Source organism: Kribbella sp. NPDC050241 (assembly GCF_044459685.1).
GTDB lineage: Bacteria > Actinomycetota > Actinomycetes > Propionibacteriales > Kribbellaceae > Kribbella.
On sequence record NZ_JBITJE010000003.1, the window covers coordinates 186898 to 206765 of the forward strand.

Below are 19868 nucleotides of genomic sequence, written 5' to 3' on the forward strand. Positions count from 1 at the left end.
GCCGGGGACGACAGCTAGCGAGGGGACTGCATGGCGCTCGGTGACTTCTTGGCGCGGCTGACCGGCCGCAAGCAGGAGCCCGAGCCTGCCCCGACCCCCCGCGCACCGACGAACGACGACCTGCTGGTGGCGCTGGTCCGCGTCGAGCAGTTGGTTGCGGACGGCGCCGTACCAGCTGTGGTCGCGTCGCGGGTCGGACGGGTGGTCCGAGTGGTGCGGGAGACGATCCCGCGGCTGGGGAACCTCGGCGGGAGCGCCCAGGCGTACTCCGTGATGGCGACCGCGACGGACTACCTGCCGGAGGCGATCGGCGGCTACCTACGACTGCCACGGCAGTGGGCGGACACGCGGCCGGTGGACCGGGGCAAGACGTCGCTGATGATCCTGATCGACCAGTTGGACCTCCTGGGCGCAACGATGGACAAGGTGTTCGACGCGGTGAACCGGGCCGACGCGGCGGCGCTGATCGCCCATGGCCGGTTCCTGCAGGAGAAGTTCGGCACCGGCTCCACCGGCGGCGGCCTGGCCCTCGGTCCGACGGCCTCGACCCCGCCACCTGACATCACCGGACCACTACAACCACCATCCGGACGAGGAGAGGCATGAGCGGCGAGGGGGGACTCCGCGAGGCGCTGACCGAGCTGCTGGCCGTGGCCGGCCGGGCCGGTGTCGCCGAGGACCGCGCCCGCTCCGAGGCGCTGTCGCTCGCGGCCGCGCTGGCCGAGTCGGCGCCGGGCGCACCGGCTGACTGGGGCAAGGTGGTCGAGGGCGCGACGACGCAGGACTTCTTCGACGCCGCCGTCCGCGGTCGTCGCTGGCGCGGTGCGCCGACCGGCGCGCTGAGCGAGCTGATCGCCGACGGCTCGGCAGAGAAGGTCGCCTACGCGAAGGCACTCGCGGAGGTGGCATCAGCCGCGTGCACGCTGGGCGAGCCGACGATGCGGGTCGTGGGCAACGCCTCGGTCGCGGCGGCAGCACAGCTGCAGGCTGCTGGTGCCCGACCGCTGCAGGTTGGCACGGCGCCGTCCACTCCACCGACCGGCAATCCGACGTCGCCCGCCGCGGGCCAGGCACAGGCAACTGCGCAGACGGCGACGCAACCGGCTGTGGAGGAGGCCGAGCCGCCGAAGACAGTGGAAGAACTGCTGGCTGAGCTGGACGAGTTGACCGGTCTCGAGCGGGTCAAGCGGGAGGTGCACCGGCAGGTCGCCGTACTGCGAGTGGAGAAGCTGCGGACCGAGGCAGGACTGAAGAGTCCGACCATCACGCGGCATCTGGTGTTCGTCGGCAACCCTGGCACGGGCAAGACCACGGTGGCGCGGCTGGTGAGCGGGATCTACAAGGCGCTGGGCCTGCTGTCGAAGGGGCAGCTGGTCGAGGTCGACCGGTCCGAGCTGGTCGCCGGGTACCTGGGCCAGACCGCGACGAAGACCGCCGAGGTGGTCGCGTCCGCAGCCGGCGGGGTGCTCTTCATCGACGAGGCGTACAGCCTGACCGCAGGAGACACCGGCGCCGATCAGTACGGGCGTGAGGCGGTCGACACGCTGGTCAAGGAGATGGAGGACCGGCGCGACGACCTGGTCGTGATCGTTGCCGGTTACCCCGAGCCGATGGAGACCTTCATCGCCGCGAACCCCGGACTGGCCAGCCGGTTCCGGACCACGATCGCGTTCGACGACTACAGCGACGACGAGCTGACCGACATCCTGACCGGGCTGTCGGAGGGCGCCGACTACGAGTTGGTGCCGCAAGCACTCGAACGGTTCCGGGAGATCCTGGCCGGCACGCCGCGGGATCGCTCGTTCGGCAACGGGCGGTTCGCCCGGAACGTGCTGGAGGCCGCGATCGGCAGGCATGCCTGGCGGCTGCGCGACGTGACGGCACCTACCAAGGACCAACTGCGTCAGATCCTCGCCGAGGACCTCAGCGACGAAGCCGAGGACCACACCGACGTACCTGAGCAGGTCGAGCAGGACGAGCAAGGAGACGAGGCGTGACCCAGACACAGAGTGCGCCGCAGCCCGCGACCTGGTCGCCGCCGGCCCAGCAGTCCGGTACGCCGGCTGTGCAGCCGCCGGCCTCTCAGACCGCGAGCCGGCGGAACGCGATCGCCCGGTGGTTCGACGGCACGCCCGGCCGGATGCGCGCCATCTTGATCCTGGCCGCGGTCATCAGCGTCGTCTTCGGCTTGTGCGCGGCGCAGGGGTTCCGTCAGTCCGACGGTGCCCTGAAGCGCGCCGAGGAGAACGCTGCCCAACTCGTCCGGATCCAGGAGATCCACACCAACCTGGTCAGCGCCAACGCCGACGCGACGAACGCCTTCCTGGTCGGCGGCCTCGAGCCACCGGCGCAGCGCCAGCACTTCGTCGACTCGATGGCGTCGGCCGCGGGCCTGATCGCCGAGGCTGCCACCGCGCAACCCGCGGACCAGGAGGCGCTCGGCGCGCTCAACAAGACGCTGCTGACGTACCAGGGTCTGATCGAGCAGGCGCGGGCGAACAACCGCCAGGGTCTCCCGATCGGATCGCAGTACCTGAGGGACGCGAACGCGGTCCTGCAGAACGACTCGCTCCCGCTGGTCCAGGCGCTGGTCCAGGCCAACGAGGACCGGACCGCCGACGAGTTCGGCGCCGTCAGCGACGGCACCATCTGGGTCCTCGTGAGCGGCGTCCTCACGCTCCTCGTGTTCGGCCTCACTCTCCGCTGGCTGGCCCGGCGTACGCACCGCTACATCAACGTGCCGATCGCGGCCGGCGCCCTCCTCGTCCTGGTGACCGTGATCGTCGGCAGCGTCGCCCTGTCCTCCGCGGCCGGCGACGCCTCCGACACCGAGGCCGATGCCTACGCCGACACCCTGGCGATGTCCCGGGCCCGGATCGCGGCGTACGACGCCCGCTCGAACGAGAGCCTCACGTTGATCGCCCGCGGCTCGGGTGATGCCTTCGACAAGGCGTACCAGGCCGCGGCCGGCCGGGTCGAGGAGCAACTGAGCAAGCTCTCGGGTACGGCGGCCGACGGCATCCGCACCGACTGGGATGCCTACCGGGCTGTCCACGCCGAGGTCCGGAAGCGGGACACGGCCGGCCAGTGGGACAGCGCCGTGGACCTGGCCATCGGTACGTCGAAGGACCCGACGAACTCGGTCAAGACGTTCCAGGCATTCGACCAGGGCTCGGCCGACGAACTGACGAACACCAGTGCGGCGGTCACGTCCAACCTGTCCGACTCCCGCAACGGCCTGCCGCCGATCGGCTGGCTCGGCCTGCCGATCGGCATCGCGGCCGCGCTGCTGGTCGCGTGGGGCATGTCGCAGCGACTGGAGGAGTACCGATGAAGAAACTCACCCCGGTCGCCGTCGTGGCCGCTCTCCTCCTGACCGCCTGCAGCTCAGGCAACTACGACGCCACCCAGATCCCCGCCGAGCCCGCCCCGAAGGCCACCACCGCCGCACCGCCCGCGGAGCCCAAGCCGTGCGCAGACGGCCAGGATCCCTTGGCGTCGTACGCACCGGACGCCAACGTGCCCGCACCCGGAAGCGCGATGCCGGCCGGGACGATCCTGGAGAAGATCCAGAAACGCGGTCGCCTGATCGCCGGAGTGTCCGCGGACAGCCTGAACCTCGGCTCGCGGAACCCGATCACCGGGCAGATCGAGGGCTTCGACATCGACATGATCAACATGGTCGCGGACGCGATCTTCGGCGCACCCGCGCCGGGCGAGCCGCACAAGGTCGAACTGCGGGTGATCTCCAGCCCGCAGCGAATCCCGTTGCTGATGGACGGTGCGGTCGACATCGTCGCCCGGAACATGACCATCAACTGCGCGCGCTGGGACCAGATCGCCTTCTCCGCCGAGTACTACCGCTCCGGCCAGAAGACGCTGGTGCAGTCCGACTCGACGGCGAAGAGCGTTGCCGATCTGTCCGGCAAGACGATCTGCGCGCCGGCAGGGTCGACCAGTCTGGACAACCTGAAGCGCAAGAACCCCGCGGTCAAGCCGATCACCGCCGACTCCGACACCGGCTGCCTGGTGCTGTTCCAGCAGGGCAAGGCGGCCGGGATCTCCGGCGACGACACGGTGCTGGCCGGCGATGCGGCACAGGACCCGTACGCCAAGATTCTCCCGGAGCGGTTCAGCGACGAGCCGTACGGTCTCGGCTTCCAGAAGGGGCACCCCGAGTTCGTCAGGCTGGTGAACAAGGCGCTGGCGGACATGAAGGCCGACGGCCGCTGGCAAACCTCGTACACCAAGTGGCTCGGCAAGCTGGGCAAGACGAATCCGCCGGCACCGATCTACGGCCGGACCCAGGGCCTGTCATGACCGTTCGTACGCCGACTGCCTCGGCGCCGGCGCCGCCGGGGAAGATGGGGAGCAGCGTTCCGGCGACGGAGCTGCTCTCGTTCCTCGACGCGCTGGGGACGTGGCGCGACCGACGCAAGGCCGAGCTGGATGAGCTCGACCAGGCCGCGCTGCACTCCCCCGAGTCCGACGCGCTGAGTGCGGACGTCGTACTCGCGATGGCGGTCTGGAAGGCGGTGTCGGATCGGTACGAGCTGATCCTGATCACCTGGGACTCCGGCCGGGTCGGGTCGAAGGAGACCGAGCGGATCAGCACCTTGATCTGGGGCGGCCTGGACACCGGCGGCGCGGGCGGGTCACTCGCGGTTTCGTTGCCCGAGGCATGTAAGTTGTCGGATGCGCTGGCGTCCAGTCTGCGGGCCAAGCTCGCGCTGGAGCCGGGTGACGCCGACCTGGCCGCCCGGCTGCGGCAGTTGCGCGCCCAGGTCGAGCGGATCAACGACCTCGTCAAGCTCGAACCGGCCGGCACCCGCAACGCCGCGATCGCGGAGCACCACGACCTCGATCGCCGGGTGACCGACCTGGCCGATCGGAACAAGCGCGGCGCGGACATCGGCGGGCTGATCGGCCCGCTGGAGATCGACCTGGCCCGGAGCGAGCGGGACCTCATCGTCGGTGCGGCGACCCGCAAGGAGCGCGCGGCCGACGTCGCGCGTGCACGGTCGCTGCGCAGCGAACTGGAGGCACAGGGCCAGGCGGTGCGGAGTCTCGCCGACAAAGCGGTCGCCACGGTCATGCCGGCCCCGCGTCTCGCCGTACCTGATGTGACTGCGCTCGGACCGGTGCCGAACACGCCGTCCGAGCTGGAGAAGTACCTGGCCCGGCTGGACGCCGTACGTCGTGCGCTCGGTCAGGCACAGGCGGCGTACGGCGCCGTACTGGAGCGTCGGGACGAGCTGGCCGCCCGGCTGGACGCGTACCAGGTGAAGGCGGCGAGTATTGCTCCAGGCAATGAAGATCTCGCCGAGCTGTACCGGCGCGGCCGTGCGGTGATCGAGTCGGAACCGGTGGAGCTGGCCCGGCTGGGTGCACTGGTGACGGCTTACCAGGCCTACCTGGAAGCCACAGGAGGGACGAAATGACGACGACCATTGCCTGTACGCAGCCCGGCTGCACCGGGAGCATCCAGGACGGGTACTGCGACGTGTGCGGCTCGCCCGCGTCTACAGCCGCGACCAGTCCATCGACCGGTCCGAGCCCATCGACCGGTGCCTGCACGCAGCCCGGCTGCACCGGCACGTTCGTGGACGGCTACTGCGACGTCTGTGGCACACCGGCGCCCTCTGGTGCGGTCAGCCCGTCCGCTGTTGCCGGAGCCGCTAGCGTCACCACGCCTGACATGCCGGACCCGATCAGCAGCCCTTCAACGGTCTCGCGCGCATCCAACCGGCTCGCATCAACCCCGCTCGGCTCGGCCCGCGCGGGCGCGGCCGGTTCGAAGCTGACCCGCAAACTGGGTACGTCGTCCACGCGACTGCGCGGAGCGCGGCTCGGCGCCGGCCTGACCCAGGTGCCGTCGATCCCCGCGATCGACGCCAGCAAAGCGATCCTGGTCAACCCTATGGTTCCCGAGGACCGCCGGAACTGTCCGAGCTGCGGCCATGAGGTCGGCCGCGCCCGCGGCGACCAGCCCGGCCGGACCGAGGGTTTCTGCCCGACGTGCCGCAGCAAGTTCTCGTTCTCGCCGAAGCTGCACGCGGGTGACCTGGTCGGCGGCCAGTACCAGGTGGCCGGCTGCCTGGCGCACGGCGGCTTCGGCTGGATCTACCTGGCCCGGGACAAGAACGTGTCCGACCGGTGGGTGGTGCTGAAGGGCCTGCTCAACTCCGAGGACCCGGACGCGGTCGCCGCCGCGATCGCCGAGCAGCAGTTCCTGGCCCGCGTCGAGCACCCGCTGATCGTCGAGATCTACAACTTCGTCACCCACGACGGCGCCGGCTACATCGTGATGGAGTACGTCGGCGGCACCTCGCTGAAGACGTTGCTCAAGCAACGGATGGCCGCGAACCACGGGCAGTACGACGCGCTGCCGATCGACCAGGCGATCGCGTACCTCCTCGAGATCCTGCCCGCGTTCTCGTACCTGCACGACCTCGAACTGCTGTACTGCGACTTCAAGCCGGACAACATCATCCAGGTCGGCGACGCGGTCAAGCTGATCGACCTCGGCGGGGTCCGGCGGATCGACGACCTCGACTCGGCGATCTACGGCACGGTCGGTTTCCAGGCCCCCGAGGTGGCCGAGGTCGGCCCGTCGGTCGCGTCCGACATCTTCACGCTCGGCCGGACGTTGTGCGTGCTGGCGATGGAGTTCCGCGGCTACCAGTCGCGGTACGTCGATTCGCTGCCGCCGGTGAACGACGTACCGCTGTTCCAGAAGTACGACTCGGTGTACCGGCTGCTGGCCAAGGCCTGCGCGAAGGACCCGGCGGACCGGTTCCAGTCGGCGGACGAGTTCCGCGTGCAGCTGCTCGGCGTACTGCGGGAGGTCGTCGCGGACAAGCAGGGCGACAAGGCGGCGCAGCACTCGGCGTCGTCGCTGCTGTTCGGCACGCCTGGTGACAAGTTGGCAGGGCTGGTAGACCAGGCTGAGCCCTGGCAGCAGTTGCCATCGCTGGCGCCGGACGACAGCGACAAGATGGCCGGCTGGCTGAAGACTGTGAGCGTTCCAGACGCCGCCAAGCGGCTCGAAGTGCTGGTGGACGCGCCGGAGTCGTCGGCACAGATCCTGCTGGAGATTGCGGAGGCGGCGCTCGAGGTGGGCGAGGAGCGCTACGACATGGTCGACACCGCGGTGTCCGACCTGCTCGCCGAGGACCCGTGGGAGTGGCGGGCGGTCTGGATGGCCGGACTGGTCGCTCTGGCCCGCGGCGACGCGCCCGGTGCGCAGTCGGCTTTCAACGCCGTTTACGGCCAGGTACCGGGTGAGCTCGGGCCGAAGCTGGCGCTGGCGATCGCCTGCGAGCAGAGCGGCGAGTACGACGTTGCCGAGGGCCTTTACCTCACCTGCGCCCGCACGGACGCCAACTACATCGCGCCCTCGGCGTTCGGTCTGGCCGCCATCCGCACACAGCGGAACGACCTCGACGGAGCCCTGGCCGCACTCGACCTGGTGCCGCGAACCAGCGGCGCGTACGTGCGGGCCCGTCGCCAGCGAGCCGGTCTGCTGGCAGGATCGGGGCGTGGCCTGCCCGCGCTTGCTCAGGCGATGGACAGCATCGACGCGCTGACCATCGACCCGGTCGACCGGGCCAACCTGGCCGCGGACGTGTTCCGGACCGCGCTGGCCGAGGTCCAGCAGTCCGGTCCGCAGGAAGGACTGCGGATCGACGGACGGGAGGCGACCGAGCCGGACCTGCGGGACGGGCTCGAGGCCACCTACCGGCAATTGGCCGACCAGGCCGAGAGCCGGCCGGAACGGATCGCCCTGGTCGACCAGGCCAACGAGGTTCGAGGATGGACGTTGCGATGACGAGTACGACCCAGACGGTCTGCCCCAGCTGTGGCGGGCAAGTGTCCGAGGCCGATCGCTTCTGCGAGGCCTGCGGCGCCGAGCTCAACCCGACGGCCGCCCCCGCCAGTCCTGCCTTGGACACCGACACCGAGCCCACGGTCGAGATCAGCACCGCCCCTGCGGCCGAGCCGGTCGGGCCGTGCCGGTCCTGTGGTGGTGCGATCGGCGCCGAGGGCTACTGCGAGACCTGCGGCACGAAGGCGAGCAAACCGCGCGACCACTTCGACGAGCACCCCGCACCGTGGGTGGCCGGAGTGTGCGACCGCGGCATCCGGCACAGCCGCAACGAGGACGCACTGGCCATCGCAGCCGACGCGGAGCCGGGCAGCCGGGCGCTACTGGTCGTCTGTGACGGTGTGAGCTCGTCACTCGACTCAGACGTCGCCAGTCTGGCCGCAGCACGCGCCGCACGCGAGGTGCTGGTGGCTGGGCACGCCCAGGGCATCGGCACCGAGTCGTCGCACAGCAATGCGATCGTGGCCAGGCTCAAAGCGGCTGCCGACGCCGCCAATGACGCCGTACTGGACAACACGAGTCCTGACAGTCCGAACCCGGCGTCGTGCACGTTCGTGGCGGCCGTGCTGGAGGACGGTCTGCTGGTGGCCGGTGCGGTCGGGGACAGCCGCGCGTACTGGTTCCCGGACGAGGACGAAGCGGTGCCACTGACCGTGGACGACTCGTGGGCCGCGGAGCTGATCGCGACCGGTATCCCCCGCGCCGAGGCCGAATCCGGACCGCACGCACACGCGATCACCCGCTGGCTCGGCAAGGACGCACCGGACCACACCCCCCGGACCACCACGCTCCGCCCGGCCGGACCGGGCTGGATCCTGGTCTGCTCGGACGGGTTGTGGAACTACTGCTCCGAGGCGGCACCGCTGGCCGACCTCGTACGTCAGACCGCTGCGGCGCACGGTGGCGAGCCGCTGGCCACCGCGTCCGCCCTGGTCGACTGGGCCAACGCCCAGGGCGGTCAGGACAACATCACCGTCGCGCTTGCACGGATCTAAGGAAAGGACGCCGAGATGGCAGAGTTCTCCGCCACCGTCTACCAGAACGAGTTCCTGCCCGACGGCGGAACCGACGTACACGCGATCGTCACGGTGAACTGCAGCGGCGCCGGTGCGGCCGGGCAGTCCGGCAGCGGTGACGCCGGCGAGATCATCATCGTCGACACCTCCGGCTCGATGGGCGCCGATGGCGTCCGGGCCGCCGGGTTCGCCGCGCAGACCGCGCTCGACCAGATCCTCGACGGTGTCTGGTTCGCGGTGATCTCCGGCAACGACCGGGCCCAGCTGGCGTTCCCGCCGTCGCCGGAGCCGGTGATGGTGAAGATGGACCAGTTCACCCGGCAGGCGGCCAAGGACGCGGTGGCCCGGTTCTACGCCGACGGCGGGACCGCGATGGGCACCTGGCTGCGACTCGCGTCGCGGTTGTTCGCGACCGTACCGTCGCTGACCCAGAAGCACGCGATCCTGCTCACTGACGGCGAGAACCAGCACGAGACGCCCGAGGTACTGACCGAGACGATCAAGGCGGTCACCGGCCAGTTCCAGTGCGACACCCGCGGTGTCGGCGTGGCCTGGCAGGTCGACGAGGTACGGCGGATCGCTCAAGCGCTGCTCGGCACGGTCGACATCATCCCGGCGCCGGACCAGCTCGCGGCCGAGTTCTCCAAGCTGATCCAGAACGCGATGAGCCGCGGTGTCGCACAGGCCGACCTGCGGGTCTGGGCTCCGCAAGGTGCCGAGGTGCTCTTCGTCCGGCAGGTCGCGCCGACCGTCGAGGACCTGACGTCACGCCGTACGGCGATCAATCCGCTCACCGGGTCGTACCCGACCGGTTCGTGGGGTGACGAGTCGCGTGACTACCACGTGGCGATCCGGCTGGCCGCCAAGGGGATCGGGCAGGAGCAGCTGGCCGCCCGCGTGCAGCTGGTGATCGGTGACGACGTGGTCGCACAGGGCCTGGTCAAAGCGCTGTGGTCCGCGGACGAGGCGCTCACCACGCGGATCAGCCCGGAGGTCGCGCACTACACCGGGCAGACCGAGCTGGCCGACGCGATCCAGGAAGGCCTGGCCGCGAAGGCCGCCGGCGACACCGAGACGGCGACCACCAAGCTCGGCCGGGCAGTCCAATTGGCGGCGCAGACCGGCAACGAGGAAGCGACCACCCGGCTGCGCAAGGTGGTCGACATCGACGACCAGGAGGCCGGGACTGTGCGGCTGAAGCGGACCGTCGAGAAGGCCGACGAGATGGCACTCGATACGGCCTCCACCAAGACCACCCGGGTGAAGAAATGACGACGGTCACCTGTCCGAGCGGACACCCGTCCACCTCGAGCGACTACTGCGACGTCTGCGGCCTGCCGATCGGCACCGCGGCAACCCCGGCGGCCGCCTCGGTGCCGGCACCGGCCGTCGCCGCGCCGGCGCCTGCGCCCGCTCAGGCCGCCCAGACCTGCCCGAACTGCTCGGAGCCGGCCGCCACCGACGCCTTGTTCTGCGAGAGCTGCGGCTACGACTTCACCACCGGCACCATGCCGCGCGCTGCCTCCTCACTCGACCTGTCCGCGCCTGGCGCGCCGGTCCCGCCTATGCCCCCGGCACCGGCTGCCGAGGTCGCCGAATGGGTCGTTGAGCGGTGGGTCGATCCGGACTGGTACGCCGTACAGCAGAGCGACGACCCGTGTCCGTCGCCCGGCCTGCCGGTTGTGATCCCGCTGAACGACAAGAGCGTGCTGGTCGGCCGCCCATCCCGCAGCCGCGGCATCACGCCCGAGGTCGACTGCGGAGACGACACCGGCGTCAGCCGCCGGCAAGCGCAACTCACGACCGACGGTCAGCGTTGGTGGGTCGAGGACCTCCAGTCCTCGAACGGGACCTACGTAGGGCCTGCGTCCGGGCCGCTTCCCGAGGACCCGATCTCCCCTGGGCAGCGACGTGAGCTGAACCCGGACGACCGCGTGTACGTCGGCGCCTGGACCCGTCTCGTCGTCCGCAAGTCCACCCCGGAAGAACAAGCCGGCCAAGCCTGAGGGTGCTCGCCTGGCTTGTCGGGTGCGGCGGGTGGGTGGTGTTGTGAACGCATGAGTGAATTCGAGCGCTTCCTGGCTCAGCTCCCGGCGGCCGAGGCGGCGCGCGGTCGCGAGGTGTTCCGGCCTGCGCGGGTCGAACGGGGTGAGCTGATGGTCCGGGCCGGCGACCGGCCCGACCGGGTCGGATTCGTCGAGCGTGGGCTCTTCCGGCTGTATGCCACCGACCCGGCGGGGACCGAGCGGACGATGGGATTCCGTGCGGAGGGCGAGCTTGTCTGCGCCTACAGCGCGGCGCTGCGCAAGGAGGCCTCGCAGCTCACGATCGAGGCGCTCGAGCCGGCCGAGCTCATGGTCGCCCCGCGGTCCGGATACGACGCGATGGTCGCGGCGAACCCGGGCTGGCAGCGGCTCGTCGCCCGGCTCACCGAGGAGCTCTATCTTCGCGTCGAACAGCGGCAGAGCGAACTGCTGCTGACCGACGCGACCGCACGGTACCGGCAGTTCCTGGCCGACCACGGCGCCCTCGCGACCCGGCTGACCCAGCGCCAGATCGCGTCGTACGTCGGTGTCACACCCGAGGCCCTGAGCCGGATCCGGCGACGATTGATCTCGATCAACGACGACCGGCCCGACAGTGCCTACGGTCGGGAACATGACGACGATGCGCGTGATGGCGACCGATCGAGTCGGCCCCGGAGCGGCCCTTCGGCCGCACGCCCTTCCGGTGAGGCGACCGGCTGACGGCGAGGTCCTGATCAAGGTCATGGCCGCGGCGGTCAACCAGGCCGACCTCGGCATGGTGGCCGGGAACTACCGCTGGTACGACGAACTCCGGCTGCCGCTCGTCCCCGGGTACGACGTGGCCGGCGTGGTCGAGGCGGGCGACTGGGAGGCCGGGGCCGCGGTGATCGCGAGCACCGGTCATTCCCGGACGCAGGTCGGCGGCTATGCGGAGTACGTGACGCTCCCGGCAGGCCACGTGGCCGCGGCGCCGGCGAACCTCGACTGGGTCGAGGCCGCCACGCTGCCGCTGGCCGCACTCACCGCCCACCAGGCGCTGGACCTCCTCGATCTCGGAGCCGGCCAGACGCTCTTGGTCAACGGAGCGCGTGGTGCGGTCGGACGGTTCGCGGCCGAACTCGCTGTCGCTCGGGGAATCACCGTCCTCACGCCGGACTCGACGACCACGCCCGCGCCCGCCTCGGCCGACGCCGCCCTGGACGTCGTCGGCGGCCCGCGGGCCCGTGCGGCGTTCGCCGCTGTCCGCGACAGTGGCAGGTATGTCACGGCAGTCCCGGAGTTCTGGGTCCCCGGCGGTCAATTCACCCCGGCGCGTGGCATCGAGCCCACGATCGTCCGGGCCGAGCCCGACGGCCGGCGCCTGGATGAGATCGCGCGCGCCGCCGAGGCCGGCCGCATCACCACGACCGTCGCCAAGACCCTCGCCCTCACCGAAGCCGCCGCTGCCCTTGACCTGCTGAGAGCAGGAGGCGTCCGCGGCAAGCTGGTCCTGATCCCCTGACCTTCTTCCTCAGAAAGTCTTCCATTGCGGAAGGGAACTCGCCGCAATGGTTCATAGCGTGTGGGTATGACGACGAACACGGACATCAGGCCCTTCCGGATCGAGATTTCGCAGGCGGAGGTGGATGACCTCAAGGCGCGGCTGACCAACGCACGATGGCCCGCGACGCCGCCGCTGGACGACTGGAGCCGCGGGGTTCCTGTCAGCTACCTGAAGGAGCTGGCCGAGTACTGGGCCAACGACTACGACTGGCGGGCCGCTGAGGCCGCGCTGAACGAGATTCCGCAGTTCACGACCGAGATCAACGGTCAGCGGATCCACTTCTTCCACCAGCGGTCCGCGTCGCCGGACGCGTTGCCGCTGATCCTGACCCACGGGTGGCCGGGGTCGCCGGTGGAGTTCCAGCAGATGATCGGGCGACTGACCGATCCGGCGGCGTACGGCGGTGATCCGGCTGACGCCTTCCACGTCGTCGTACCGTCGCTGCCTGGCTACGGGTTCTCCACTCCCCTGGGATCCGGTGGATTCAACCTGTTCGGGGTGGCGCAGATGTGGGCCGAGCTGATGAGCCGGCTTGGGTACGAGCGGTACGCCGCCCATGGCACGGATGCCGGATCGGGTGTGGCGGGGATGCTGGCGATGGTGGATCCGGCGCACGTGGTCGGCGTACACCTGGCGGGAGTGACTGCGGGTACGCCGTTCGGGGATCCGTTGCCGCTGGACGGGTTGTCGGAGTCGGATCGGGCGCGGGCTGAGCGGTTCAACACGATGCTGGACGAGGGCTTCGGTTACCTGGTGCTGCAGTCGACGCGGCCGCAGACGCTGGCGTATTCGCTGAACGACTCGCCGATCGGGCAGCTCGCTTGGATCGTGGAGAAGTTCGCGGAGTGGACCGACCCGATCCACCCACTGCCGACCGAGGCGGTCGACCGGGATCAGTTGCTGACCAACATCAGCCTGTACTGGTTCACCGGTTCCGGCGCATCGTCGGCGCATGCGGTGTACGACGGTATGCGGGCCTGGAAGGCGATGGTCGCGCAGCAGGGACAGGGTGACTCCGAAGGCTGGGGCGGCCACGAGGTCAGCGGGCCTCCGACCGGAGTGGCGGTGTTCGGTGCCGAGAGCGCGATCCGCAGCCTGGCGGACCCGGCCGGCAAGATCGAGCACTGGAACGAGTACGAGCGCGGCGGCCACTTCGCCGCGATGGAGGTCCCCGACCTCCTGGCCTCCGACCTGCGATCCTTCTTCACACCACTTCGCTGAGACCCCTAGTTGCCGGGCTGGGCCTCGTGGGTCCAGTCCGGCGACGGCTTGAAGCAGAGCCATTCGACGACGGCGGAGCCGACCACGATCGGGATCACCCAGGACCAGGCCTGATGCGGCAGGCTCACCACCACAATCGCTGTCCACAAGGCGATCCAGCCACCGCCGTAGCCGCGCAGCACACCGCGGTACCACAGACCGCCGGGTGCTTCGGCGGCCCGCTGGCCGAGGTACACGAACAGGTACGTCGCGACCGAGATCGGCCAGAACACCCACAACTGCGCCCAGTCGTACGGCACCAGCACGAGGGCAGTCAGGCAGACGAGTGCGATCGCCCAGTGGTAGACCTCACCGGCCCAGGTCAGCCCGTGCCGCCGCAACGTGAGCACGATCGCGAGCGGTCCGAACACCACCGCCACCACTCCCGCGACGACGTGCAGGACGAGCGCGACGTCACGCATCGCCGGGCCTCCCCGACTCCGGGCAGGCACCGGAGCTCTCTGACATGTCACGGAGCATAGGGGCCGGAACGGCGGCCGTCTGCCCCTCGGCTCACCCAATTGGGAGCGCCGAGGGGCAGTGCTCAGACCTCCGGGAAGGACAGGACTCTGCGGACCGCGAAGTTCCGGTATCCCAAGCGTTCGAAGCTCTTGGCCATCGGGACGTTGCCGAAGTCGGTGTCCGCGCGGATGTGTTCGGCACCGGTCTCGGCCAGCAGGTGGGTGATCTCGGCAAGCAAGTCGTCGATGTACCCGTGCCCGCGGTGCTCGGGCACCACACCCAGGTAGCCGACGACCGGGCCGCCGGCATTGGCCGACGGGATCGCGAACCCGATCAGCTTGCCGTCGGCGTCGTACGCGAGCCGCCACCAACTCCGGTCACCCGGCATCGACTTGTACACGGCGAGGTCGTCGCGGGCCGCGCCCTCGACCCCGAGGCGGGCGATCTCCCGCGCAGTCGCGGCGTCCAGGCTGCCCTCACTGACGCGGGCGAACACCTGGACGAACGTCTCGTCATCCGCCGGTTCGAACCGCACTCGGGTGGACCGCTCAGGCAGTCCGTACTCCGGCTTCCACTCGTACCGCAGCCGGTCGGTGATCTGAGTCAGCCCGAGCGCGGCGACCGCACGCGAGCGCGGCTCGAGCGCGGCGACGACGTCGGGCTGGTCCTGCCAGTCGCTGTCCAGGAAGAAGTGGTACTCCGGCGGCTCGGCGTCGGCCGGCCGCGCCTTGATAGCTTGCTCGATCAGCGCCGTCCAGACCGGCACCGGGTCGCCGTCGCCGGCGTAGTACAAGCCGTCGATGCTGAACGGGTGGTCCTCGTCGGGCGCGCCCCACCAGATGGCGAGCGCCTGGATCTCGCCGTTCTCCTCGGCGACCCAGGTCCAGTCGTCGCGATACATGCCCTCGGCAACGTACTCGCCGTAGCGCTCGGCCGTCACGGTGTTGACGGACTTCTGCTCGATCAGAGTGCGGATGGTGTCGAGGTCGGCCTCGACGATGGTGCGGATGGTCACAGATCCTCCAGCAGGAGGCGCGCTTCCGCTCAGTGCGAGCTGTGCGAGCGGATCGGTCGCGCCGGGAAACAAGTCAGTGTGCTCATCGGTCGCTCCTTCCGCTCCGGAATGTACTCTCGCCGGGCCAGACACTAGAGCCTGTCCGGGGTCATAGTCCAACTGTTATTCACAGTTGGGATGTACCGCGGTCGCCTGAGCAGGGAAGCCTCCGGGCATGAGAACCCTCATCGCCGCCCTCACCCTCGTCGCCGCGACCACCCTCGGCTCCACGGCGTACGCCGTACCGACGCACTCCCAGACCATCCCTGCGCAGTCCGTCGCCGCCATTGCGGACTGTGCGCTCAGTTCGTTGCCTTCGCAGGCCTCCGACACGCTCGAACTCATCCACTCCGGTGGGCCGTTCCCGTACTCCCAGGACGGCACCGTGTTCCAGAACCGGGAGGCATCCTGCCGGACGAGTCGACCGGCTACTACCACGAGTACACCGTCAAGACGCCTGGATCGCCCGACCGCGGCGCGCGCCGGCTGATCGGCGGCGGCGCGACCACCGACCCCGCGCATGTCTACGACACCGCCGACCACTACGCGTCGTTCTGCGAGGTCGACGAAGAGAGCTAGTCCCCACTCCGACGGTAGTGTCATCGACACGTTGAGTAACCATCCCGCCCTTGACGGAAGGACTCATCCACGATGTCGACCCTGCGCACGGTCGTGATCGGCCTGCTCGCCGTCGGACTGGTCGCCGGCGGCCGGCCCGCACCCGGGCTGGCCGTTGCGACCGGCAACCCACTGAAGCTGACCAGCGGTTTCTACGTCGATCCGGATTCCAGCGCGGCCAGCTACGTACGGCGGCACCCGGGTGCGACCGAGATCAAGACCAAGATCGCGGACCAGGCGGGTGCGCGGTGGTTCGGTCGTACGAGCGGTGACGTCAAGCAGGCTGTGACGGCGTACACCGCGGCCGCCGACAGGCTGGACAAGCTGCCGGTGCTTGTCGCGGGCAACATCTCGGGCCGCGACTGCGGTGGTCGCTGGAGTGGCGGGGCCGAGTCGCCATCGGCGTACCGGACCTGGATCAGCCAGTTCTCCGACGGGATCGGTGCCCGGCCGGCGATCGTGGTGATCGAGCCTGACGCGCTGGCACGGCTCGACTGTCTGCCGGCGAAGGACCGGCCGGCGCGGATCGCGCTGCTCAAGTACGCCGCCAACCAGTTCGCGACGCAGAACCCGAACACCTGGGCCTACATGGACGCCGGTACGGCGACCACGCTCGAGACCAAGGAGATGGCACGGCGGCTGCGGCTGGTCGACATCGGCAAGATCCGCGGCTTTGCGCTGAACACGTCGAACTACTACACGACCGAGGAATCTGCGGCGAAGGGCACCGCGATCAAGGCGGCGCTTGGCGGCGCCGGTGAGTTCGTCATCGACACCAGCCGCAATGGCAACGGCTCCAACGGCACGTGGTGCAACCCCACCGGCCGAAAGCTGGGCGCCCCGACTCAGGTTGGCGCCGCACCAGACGAGTCCACCCCCACAACCAGCACACCCGCCGATCTGCTGCTCTGGCTCACCACACCCGGAACCTCCGACGGGCTCTGCGGACTCACCCCGACCGTCCCTCTCGGCACCTTCTCCCCCGTCCTCGCCACCCACCTGATCACCGGCACCTGACACACAACCCCCCACCGACAACGGAAAGCGGTCCCGGGTGGGGACCCGGGACCGCTTTTGTCCTGCTTATATGCCGTCGGACTTCCTAGCTCAGAAGTCCATGCCGCCCATGTCGGGCGCGCCACCCGGAGCGGCCGAGGCCTTCTCCGGCTTGTCGGCGATGACGGCCTCGGTGGTGAGGAACAGGGCCGCGATCGACGCCGCGTTCTGCAGCGCCGAGCGAGTCACCTTGGCCGGGTCGATGATGCCGGTCGCGATCAGGTCGACGTACTCGCCGGTCGCGGCGTTCAGGCCGTGTCCGGTCGGGAGGTTGCGGACCTTCTCCACCACGACGCCGCCCTCGAGGCCGGCGTTGATCGCGATCTGCTTCAGCGGGGCCTCGACGGCGTGGCGCACGATCTGCGCTCCGGTCGCCTCGTCACCCTCGAGCTCCAGCTTCTCGAACGCCGCCACGGACGCCTGCAGCAGAGCCACGCCGCCACCGGCGACGATGCCCTCCTCGACGGCCGCCTTCGCGTTGCGAACAGCGTCCTCGATGCGGTGCTTGCGCTCCTTCAGCTCGACCTCGGTGGCCGCGCCGACCTTGATCACCGCAACGCCACCGGCCAGCTTGGCCAGCCGCTCCTGCAGCTTCTCGCGGTCGTAGTCGGAGTCCGACTTCTCGATCTCGGCGCGGATCTGGTTCACCCGGCCGGAGATCTGGTCGGCGTCACCCTCGCCCTCGACGATGGTCGTCTCGTCCTTGGTGACGACGATCTTGCGGGCCTGGCCGAGCAGCTCCAGGTCGACGGAGTCCAGCTTGAGGCCGACCTCCTCCGAGATGACCTCGCCGCCGGTGAGGACGGCGATGTCGACCAGCATGGCCTTGCGGCGGTCACCGAAGCCCGGCGCCTTGACGGCGACGGCCTTGAAGGTGCCCTTGATCTTGTTGACGACCAGGGTGGCCAGCGCCTCGCCCTCGATGTCCTCGGCGATGATGGCCAGGGCCTTGCCGGTCTGCATGACCTTCTCCAGCACCGGGACCAGGTCCTTGATGCTCGAGATCTTGCTGTTGACGATCAGGATGTACGGGTCGTCCAGGACCGCTTCCATCCGCTCCGTGTCAGTCACGAAGTACGGCGAGATGTAGCCCTTGTCGAAGCGCATACCCTCGGTGAGCTCGAGCTCGAGGCCGAAGGTGTTGCTCTCCTCGACGGTGATGACGCCTTCCTTGCCGACCTTGTCCATCGCCTCGGCGATGATCTGGCCGACCTGGTTGTCAGCGGCCGAGATGGACGCGGTCGACGCGATCTGCTCGCGGGTCTCGACGTCCTTGGCCAGCTTGAGCAGCTGCTCGCTGACCGCCTCGGTCGCCTTCTCGATGCCCTTCTTCAGGCCCATCGGGTTGGCGCCGGCGGCGACGTTGCGCAGTCCCTCGCGGACGAGAGCCTGAGCCAGCACGGTGGCGGTGGTAGTGCCGTCACCCGCGACGTCGTCGGTCTTCTTGGCAACTTCCTTGACGAGCTCGGCCCCGATCTTCTCGTACGGGTCCTCGAGCTCGATCTCCTTGGCGATCGAGACACCGTCGTTGGTGATCGTGGGGGCGCCCCACTTCTTCTCCAGGACGACGTTGCGGCCCTTCGGGCCAAGCGTCACCTTGACGGCATCGGCGAGGGTGTTCATACCCCGCTCGAGGCCGCGGCGCGCCTCTTCGTTGAAAGAAATCAGCTTGGGCATTCTCCGCGAGTCCTCCCGCGTCGAGTCTTGGTGGTTCAGCCGGCCGGATGCCCGCGACGGACGGCACCGGCAGCGTGGCGGTCACGTCCCGCCACAGTCCCAGCACCTCATCGAGGCCGTCTTCTGTCCCACTCCACGAGCACGAGCCTTATCACTCTCACCCATGGAGTGCTAACCAAGTATTAGCACTCGCCCCAAACGAGTGCAAGCCAGCCCCTCGCTACCGTAAGCGCATGGTGGAGGTGCGACCGGCGGGTCCGGACTCGTGGCGGGACGTGGCAACGGTGATGGGTGAGCGCGGCGATCCGTCGCGCTGCCTGTGCCAGTATTTCCGTCTCCGCGGCCGTGCCTGGTCCGACGCCACCCCGGACGAGAATCGCCAGGGCTTGCGCTCCCAGGTATGTCACGGTGAGCGACCACCCGGCGTCCTTGCGTACGACGGCGATACGCCGATCGGCTGGTGTGCAGTCGCCCGACGTACGTCGTACCCACGGGTCCTGGCCTCACCCCACTGGCGGACGGATCACCCCGACTCGTGGGTGATCACCTGCTTCGTCGTACCGGTCGGGAAGCGCCGGAAGGGCGTTGCGGGTGAACTGGCGGCCGGCGCCGTCGCCATGGCCCGCGAGTACGCCGCTCCGTCCGTGGAGGGCTGCGCGGTCGACACCACACTGGCCGGCCGCACTCCGTCAGCGGATCTCTACCGCGGCCCGCTGTCCGTCTTCCTGGACGCCGGCTTCACCGAGGTGAGCCGCACCAGCCCGCAGTGGGTCCTGGTCCGCAAGCTCCTCGACTAGACCCTGGACTCGAGTCGACTAGACCTTGGACTCGAGTTGGGCGACCAGGAACTTCGGTGCGGTCAGGCGCCAGGCCTCGGTGATCAACTCCTGCACCTCGTCGTCGTCAGCGGCGGCCAGGTCGATCTCCAGCCAGGCGAACCGGCCGCCCTCCCAGGAAGGTGAGTAGACCTCTGGGTTCTCCGCGACCAGCGCCTGTTGCTCCTCGCGGAGCGCCTTGAGCATCAGCCTGCTCTCGTCCTCGGACATGTAGGCGAAACCCTTCTTGCGGACCTTGAAGGCCGGCTGGCCGGCCCAGCCCTCATGCTCCTCCGCCCCCGGCAACCCCTGCATCACCTTCAGCACCGTCTGCGCGTCCATCCCCCGACGGTAAATGCGGCCACCGACAGTCCGAAGGTCCGCTGATCCGGGCCGAAAGTGGTAAGGGCCGCCGGGTCAGGGACACCGGGGTCAGGCCAGGGGTCGGGTCG

Annotated in this window: 20 protein-coding genes; 16 read left to right on the plus strand and 4 right to left on the minus strand. The window is 69.5% G+C overall.

The features are described from left to right. Positions 1-30 precede the first annotated feature (30 nt). The 12 genes from ACIBG5_RS15465 (at position 31) to ACIBG5_RS15520 (ending at position 13695) form a co-directional block, all read left to right on the plus strand. A complete protein-coding gene (locus tag ACIBG5_RS15465; RefSeq protein WP_396392196.1) occupies positions 31-606 on the plus strand; it encodes a hypothetical protein in 576 nt (191 codons plus the stop codon). Further along, a complete protein-coding gene (locus ACIBG5_RS15470) occupies positions 603-1997 on the plus strand; it encodes an AAA family ATPase (RefSeq protein ID WP_396392197.1) in 1395 nt (464 codons plus the stop codon). Before ACIBG5_RS15465 ends, ACIBG5_RS15470 begins: the two co-directional genes overlap by 4 nt. Further along, a complete protein-coding gene (locus ACIBG5_RS15475) occupies positions 1994-3334 on the plus strand; it encodes a hypothetical protein (RefSeq protein WP_396392198.1) in 1341 nt (446 codons plus the stop codon). The genes ACIBG5_RS15470 and ACIBG5_RS15475 overlap by 4 nt, the downstream gene beginning before the upstream one ends. After that, positions 3331-4320: a transporter substrate-binding domain-containing protein gene (locus ACIBG5_RS15480; protein WP_396392199.1), complete on the plus strand. Its 990-nt coding sequence runs from the start codon at positions 3331-3333 to the stop codon at positions 4318-4320. Before ACIBG5_RS15475 ends, ACIBG5_RS15480 begins: the two co-directional genes overlap by 4 nt. After that, positions 4317-5441 carry a hypothetical protein gene (locus ACIBG5_RS15485; protein WP_396392200.1) on the plus strand — a complete coding sequence of 375 codons (1125 nt, stop codon included), beginning with the start codon at positions 4317-4319 and terminating at the stop codon, positions 5439-5441. Before ACIBG5_RS15480 ends, ACIBG5_RS15485 begins: the two co-directional genes overlap by 4 nt. After that, on the plus strand, positions 5438-7831 hold the full coding sequence (locus ACIBG5_RS15490; protein ID WP_396392201.1) for a tetratricopeptide repeat protein: 2394 nt from the start codon (positions 5438-5440) through the stop codon (positions 7829-7831). Before ACIBG5_RS15485 ends, ACIBG5_RS15490 begins: the two co-directional genes overlap by 4 nt. After that, entirely contained in the window at positions 7816-8883 is a 1068-nt protein-coding gene (locus ACIBG5_RS15495) for a protein phosphatase 2C domain-containing protein (RefSeq protein WP_396392202.1), read from the plus strand. The genes ACIBG5_RS15490 and ACIBG5_RS15495 overlap by 16 nt, the downstream gene beginning before the upstream one ends. 15 nt (positions 8884-8898) lie before the next feature. Further along, complete coding sequence (locus ACIBG5_RS15500) at positions 8899-10176, plus strand: VWA domain-containing protein (RefSeq protein ID WP_396392203.1); 1278 nt, start codon at positions 8899-8901, stop codon at positions 10174-10176. After that, positions 10173-10910: an FHA domain-containing protein gene (locus ACIBG5_RS15505; protein ID WP_396392204.1), complete on the plus strand. Its 738-nt coding sequence runs from the start codon at positions 10173-10175 to the stop codon at positions 10908-10910. Before ACIBG5_RS15500 ends, ACIBG5_RS15505 begins: the two co-directional genes overlap by 4 nt. 51 nt (positions 10911-10961) lie before the next feature. Further along, complete coding sequence (locus tag ACIBG5_RS15510; RefSeq protein ID WP_396392205.1) at positions 10962-11651, plus strand: Crp/Fnr family transcriptional regulator; 690 nt, start codon at positions 10962-10964, stop codon at positions 11649-11651. Continuing rightward, positions 11563-12432 (plus strand): NADP-dependent oxidoreductase, encoded by an 870-nt coding sequence (locus ACIBG5_RS15515; protein WP_396392206.1) that lies wholly within the window; start codon positions 11563-11565, stop codon positions 12430-12432. Before ACIBG5_RS15510 ends, ACIBG5_RS15515 begins: the two co-directional genes overlap by 89 nt. A 66-nt stretch (positions 12433-12498) precedes the next feature. Further along, on the plus strand, positions 12499-13695 hold the full coding sequence (locus tag ACIBG5_RS15520; RefSeq protein WP_396392207.1) for an epoxide hydrolase family protein: 1197 nt from the start codon (positions 12499-12501) through the stop codon (positions 13693-13695). A gap of 5 nt (positions 13696-13700) precedes the next feature. Here the strand turns inward: ACIBG5_RS15520 and ACIBG5_RS15525 are convergent, their stop codons facing one another. Both ACIBG5_RS15525 and ACIBG5_RS15530 read right to left on the minus strand, forming a co-directional pair. Then, positions 13701-14156: a hypothetical protein gene (locus ACIBG5_RS15525; RefSeq protein WP_396392208.1), complete on the minus strand. Its 456-nt coding sequence runs from the start codon at positions 14154-14156 to the stop codon at positions 13701-13703. Positions 14157-14278: 122 nt separating this feature from the next. Next, on the minus strand, positions 14279-15211 hold the full coding sequence (locus ACIBG5_RS15530) for a GNAT family N-acetyltransferase (protein ID WP_396392209.1): 933 nt from the start codon (positions 15209-15211) through the stop codon (positions 14279-14281). A 214-nt stretch (positions 15212-15425) separates the two neighbouring features. Between ACIBG5_RS15530 and ACIBG5_RS15535 the strand changes: the two genes are divergently transcribed. The 3 genes from ACIBG5_RS15535 to ACIBG5_RS15545 all read left to right on the plus strand — a co-directional run bounded on the left by ACIBG5_RS15535 (position 15426) and on the right by ACIBG5_RS15545 (position 16885). Further along, on the plus strand, positions 15426-15740 hold the full coding sequence (locus tag ACIBG5_RS15535; RefSeq protein WP_396393015.1) for a hypothetical protein: 315 nt from the start codon (positions 15426-15428) through the stop codon (positions 15738-15740). Continuing rightward, on the plus strand, positions 15659-15829 hold the full coding sequence (locus ACIBG5_RS15540) for a ribonuclease domain-containing protein (RefSeq protein ID WP_396392994.1): 171 nt from the start codon (positions 15659-15661) through the stop codon (positions 15827-15829). Before ACIBG5_RS15535 ends, ACIBG5_RS15540 begins: the two co-directional genes overlap by 82 nt. A gap of 72 nt (positions 15830-15901) precedes the next feature. Continuing rightward, complete coding sequence (locus tag ACIBG5_RS15545) at positions 15902-16885, plus strand: glycoside hydrolase family 6 protein (protein WP_396392210.1); 984 nt, start codon at positions 15902-15904, stop codon at positions 16883-16885. Positions 16886-16975: 90 nt separating this feature from the next. Here ACIBG5_RS15545 and groL read toward each other — a convergent pair whose 3' ends face one another. Beyond that, entirely contained in the window at positions 16976-18601 is a 1626-nt protein-coding gene (gene groL / locus ACIBG5_RS15550; protein ID WP_360444828.1) for a chaperonin GroEL, read from the minus strand. Between the two features lie 233 nt (positions 18602-18834). On the opposite strand from groL, the gene ACIBG5_RS15555 reads away from it, so the two are divergent. Beyond that, a complete protein-coding gene (locus tag ACIBG5_RS15555; RefSeq protein WP_396392211.1) occupies positions 18835-19398 on the plus strand; it encodes a hypothetical protein in 564 nt (187 codons plus the stop codon). A gap of 18 nt (positions 19399-19416) precedes the next feature. Here the strand turns inward: ACIBG5_RS15555 and ACIBG5_RS15560 are convergent, their stop codons facing one another. Beyond that, entirely contained in the window at positions 19417-19758 is a 342-nt protein-coding gene (locus tag ACIBG5_RS15560) for an MmcQ/YjbR family DNA-binding protein (protein ID WP_396392212.1), read from the minus strand. Positions 19759-19868 lie beyond the last annotated feature (110 nt).